4 protein-coding genes are annotated in these 4,106 nt (G+C 49.1%); 2 read left to right on the top strand and 2 right to left on the bottom strand.

Features of this window, described 5'->3' with window-relative positions; translation table 11 throughout:
* Positions 1-103: 103 nt before the first annotated feature.
* Together AS151_RS02775 and AS151_RS20525 are read right to left on the bottom strand one after the other, a co-directional pair.
* The gene (locus AS151_RS02775; RefSeq protein ID WP_139240469.1) at positions 104-1,039 is read right to left on the bottom strand and encodes an isoaspartyl peptidase/L-asparaginase; all 936 of its coding nucleotides are present in this window, start codon (positions 1,037-1,039) and stop codon (positions 104-106) included.
* Between the two features lie 72 nt (positions 1,040-1,111).
* Entirely contained in the window at positions 1,112-1,267 is a 156-nt protein-coding gene (locus AS151_RS20525; protein WP_084639358.1) for a DUF2256 domain-containing protein, read from the bottom strand.
* A 77-nt stretch (positions 1,268-1,344) separates the two neighbouring features.
* On the opposite strand from AS151_RS20525, the gene AS151_RS02765 reads away from it, so the two are divergent.
* The gene (locus AS151_RS02765; RefSeq protein ID WP_071515549.1) at positions 1,345-2,166 is read left to right on the top strand and encodes an RNA methyltransferase; all 822 of its coding nucleotides are present in this window, start codon (positions 1,345-1,347) and stop codon (positions 2,164-2,166) included.
* 196 nt (positions 2,167-2,362) lie between these two features.
* A complete protein-coding gene (locus tag AS151_RS21225; protein WP_139240468.1) occupies positions 2,363-4,045 on the top strand; it encodes a serine hydrolase in 1,683 nt (560 codons plus the stop codon).
* Positions 4,046-4,106: the final 61 nt, after the last annotated feature.

The following is a 4,106-nucleotide window of genomic DNA, read 5'->3' as shown; positions in this document are numbered from 1 at the left end:
GACGGCGGCTAAAGCCGCACGGGTCGCTTTTCATCCCTGCTTTAAAAGGTCAGGGCTTTCAAGCTCCCGATTCACGCCGTAAATGCAGCGACAATGGGGTTGGTTAGATTATGCGATCGACAACCGTTCCCGAGGCAGCTTCCAAACAATCCCCCATGCGATCGCCGTTGTGAAAACCTGCTAAAATTACATCGCTGGTTTTGCCCCAAGCAATATGGCCGTTTTGGTCGATACCAATAGCCCCCAAATCTCGCTGCCGGCTTTCCGCTTCCGCAAACGAACGCCCAAATGCTTCCGGCAACGACCAACCGTCACTCACCCGGATGGCAATTCTCGCAGCCAAACACTCATCAATAATATCCTCGCCAATGCCGGTACAGCTTACGGCTGCCTCACTGTTGGCATAATTGCCCGCTGGCATCGCCGAATCGCTGACGCGACCCACTCGTTCAAATCCTTTGCCGCCGGTGGAAGTTCCCGCTGCCAGATTGCCATTTTCATCGAAAGCAACGACACCAATGGTTCCGCGACCAGCAGATTCTGCCACCACATCCGCCATGGAACGCTGAAAGGCACCTTTGCGGTCTTGCAGCCATTCTTGCAAGCGTTTTTCCGTACTGGGGTCGTAAACGGGTAGTTGTTGTTCCCGGGCGAGTTCTTGGGCACCATAATCGGAGAGAACGCGATCGCGCTCTTGCTGCAATTTTTGTGCCAAATCGATGGGATGTTGTATCCGGGAGACATTGATAACCCCGCTAAAACTTTGGCGGGTACCATCCATGAATCCCGCACTCATGCGAATTTGCCCGTCTGATTGCAATACCGAACCGGTACCGGCGTTGAAAATGGGGTCGTCTTCCAAAATTCGGCATCCCTGAACGACGGCTTCTTTAGCGCTAACGCCATCGGTAAGTAAATTATAGACTTGCGCGATCGCTTTTTGTAAGGACTGACGAACGGCATCAATGCCGCCTTTGCTTTGTAAGGAACTGCCAGCGCCCCCGTGGAGAATCAGCTTTGGCTGTACTTTGGTCATAATCAAGTTGGATGGGTTGAAGTTCGCAAAATATTGTCCAATTTTAAAATATCGTAGACCCCCCTGGCATTGGCTTCAAGACGAGTTTTGTTGGTGGCGGCGACGGCGGCAGCGTTCGGAACAGTATTTTACTTCATGCCAACAGTCTTTCCATTTTTTGCGCCAGGTGAAAGGACGCTGGCAAACCGGACAAATTTTGCTGGGTAGCTTTCCCAACGATTTACGACCCATGAAAATTCTAGATATTCTACAATTAACTTTCTGTATTTATTGTATAGCTAGCGAAATATCCAACTAGTTAAATCAAAATGACAGATTCGGTGCCTTCTCTCAAAGTGGTGTTGGTGGAACCTGCCGGAGAACGTAACGTCGGTGCGATCGCGCGGGTTATGAAAAACTTTGGCTACCGGCAGTTGGTATTGGTCAACCCCCAATGTTCCTGGCAAAGCAAAGCCGCAGCCGATATGGCTGTACACGCCAAAGATATTTTAACCGCCGCCCAAGTTGTCTCTAGCGTACCAGAAGCTCTCACTGGCTGTAGCCGAGCGATCGCAACCACTGCTAGAGCGCGACGGGAAATTCTACTGGAAGGTCCACAACCAGCCTTTCAATGGCTGCTGCAAGAACCGGCAGCCCTAATTTTTGGTCCGGAAGACCGGGGATTGAGCAATGAAGAGTTGCAACATGCCCAGCGCTATGTTTGTTTGCCCACCAGCACCGAATATCCCTCGTTAAATTTAGCGCAATCAGTCGGTATTTGTTTGTACGAACTGGCCAAACTTGACCGAGAACAGAAATTTCAAACATCAACACCGTCATCCGAAACCCTACAGGGGGCAGAATCCTCTTTACCAATTGGTCAACATCCATCAAGATTAGAAAAGAGCGCCCCCATCGAACAACTGGAAGGGTACTACCAACAATTAGAAGCTCTGTTGCTGAAAGTTGGTTTTCTCTATCCCCACACGGCAGCCAGTCGAATGCAAAAATTGCGGCAACTGTTCAACCGCGCTCAGCCTGCCGATACAGAAGTTGCCATGCTCAGGGGCATCATCAGTCAGATAGAATGGGCGCTTTCTGTATCTGGCTATTCTACCGATTCTTCCGAAGAAGGTTCCCAACAATCTTAATTTTCGATGGGAATTTTGCAGGGAACAATCTCAATTGGCTCGTTACATAGAACGAGATACCGAGAACAAACGGTTAAAATTGGGCTGGTATTTTTGCTGTTGCTTCGGAAACGAAATTGCCAATGAAATGAACTTGTTTCCAAAGCGTTCTATTCGATCGTCTGTATGTGTTGGTTGTAGGAGTAGGCGGTAACTTGTGAGAATTCCCAATAATCGTTCGTTATTACATTTGCTCTCCGATTCCACGAAATCGCGCCGTGGCACCGAAAAAGAATCGCCCAAAGCATCTCCAAAAAATTCCCAAAACGGGGCGAAAAAAGGCCGGAAGCGCAAAAAATCCCAGCGTACTAAGTCATCGGCTGCCGCCAATCGCCGCCGTTCTTCCATATCGAAAGCGGCATCAAGTCCCAACGCACGTCGCCGCCGTACCAGCCAATCTACCAGCCAATCTAGCCCCAGCACAAGAAGAACTTCCCGTGGTTCTACCAACAGAGAACCACAACCAAGCCGTAGTTCCTCTAGAGTAGAACCCTTATACCACCAACAGACACAACCCCGATCCCCAGGGTCTCCCGAAACGGGGAGAACCTACAATCCGTGGGCACCCCATCCATCCTCCCGGCAACGCCCAGCAACCCCCGAAAACACCACCCATTCCCAAACGCCATCGCGTACCAATACTGGTGGTTCCCCACAACGCAGTTCTCGCCAGTCTGCCAACGCTGGCACTAGTAAAAAGCGTTCTGGCAGTACCGCCAAATCCCAAAAACCAAAGCCACAAACCAACCGCCGCCGTACGCGCAAACCCCGCAAAAAAAGAAAACCATCGCCTCTGTCACCGTTGTTATACGTCGTTCGTTTGACCATCGCGGGGGTGGGGTTAAGCGCGATCGCGGGAACGTTTATTTCTGTTTGGCATCCTACTGTAGACCCGCAACTCAACCAGCAAAATTTAGCAGAGGCACAAGAAAATCGCCAGTTGAGTGGTATGGCGACGCCGGGCAACTGGAATGGCAGTTTGGAAACATCCTATCCGGAACTGTCTCTGAAATATGAACTCGATTCTTTAAAAAGTCAGTGGAAGGAAATTGTTAGCAACTATTCTCGATTTGATGTGGGAGCGTTTTTATTGGATTTGGATACGGGGGCTTATATTAATCTCAATTCTAAGGCGAGTTATTCTGCTGCAAGTACGATTAAAGTGCCTATTTTAATTGCTTTTATGCAAGAAGTGGACGCTGGCAATATTCAATTGCAAGAAAAGTTAGAAATGAAAGAAAAGCATGTGGCTGGGGGATCGGGTAATTTGCAGTACCAACAGGTCGGTACCCAGTATACGGCTTGGGAATTGGCGAGTAAAACCATTGCCATTAGCGACAATACAGCTACCAATATTTTAATCGATCGTTTGGGAGGTATTGAGAAACTCAACCAACGGTTTCAATCTTGGGGATTGCAGACGACACGCTTGCGAAATCCCCTCCCGGATTTAGAAGGAACCAATACCACCAATCCCCAAGAACTCGCCAAGTTGATGGCATGGATCGAACAAGGGCACATGCTGACCTTGCGATCGCGCGATCGCTTGTTGCATTTGATGCGACAGACGGAAAATGACTCTTTACTGCCCCAAGGTTTGCCATCTCAAGCCTCCATAGCTCACAAAACTGGTGATATTGGCTCTTTACTCGCTGATGTGGGGACCATTGATTTGCCCAACGGCAAGCGTTATTTGCTAGCAGTCATGGTGAAACGCCCCCACAACAACTATGTAGCGGCAGATATTATTCGGAAAATCTCGCAAACCACGGCTAAATCTCTCAATTCACCCGAAGCTATGAGTCATACGAAATCCGATATTGCTAAACCACAAACATAACCCGAACCGTCCCCCTTTACAAGCAGGGCTGTTTCATTTTCGGGGGGAAATTCTAAAAAAA

The organism is Geitlerinema sp. PCC 9228, assembly GCF_001870905.1.
In the GTDB taxonomy this organism is placed as follows: Bacteria; Cyanobacteriota; Cyanobacteriia; order Cyanobacteriales; family PCC-9228; genus PCC-9228.
This window is presented reverse-complemented; position numbering and strand designations above follow the sequence as displayed.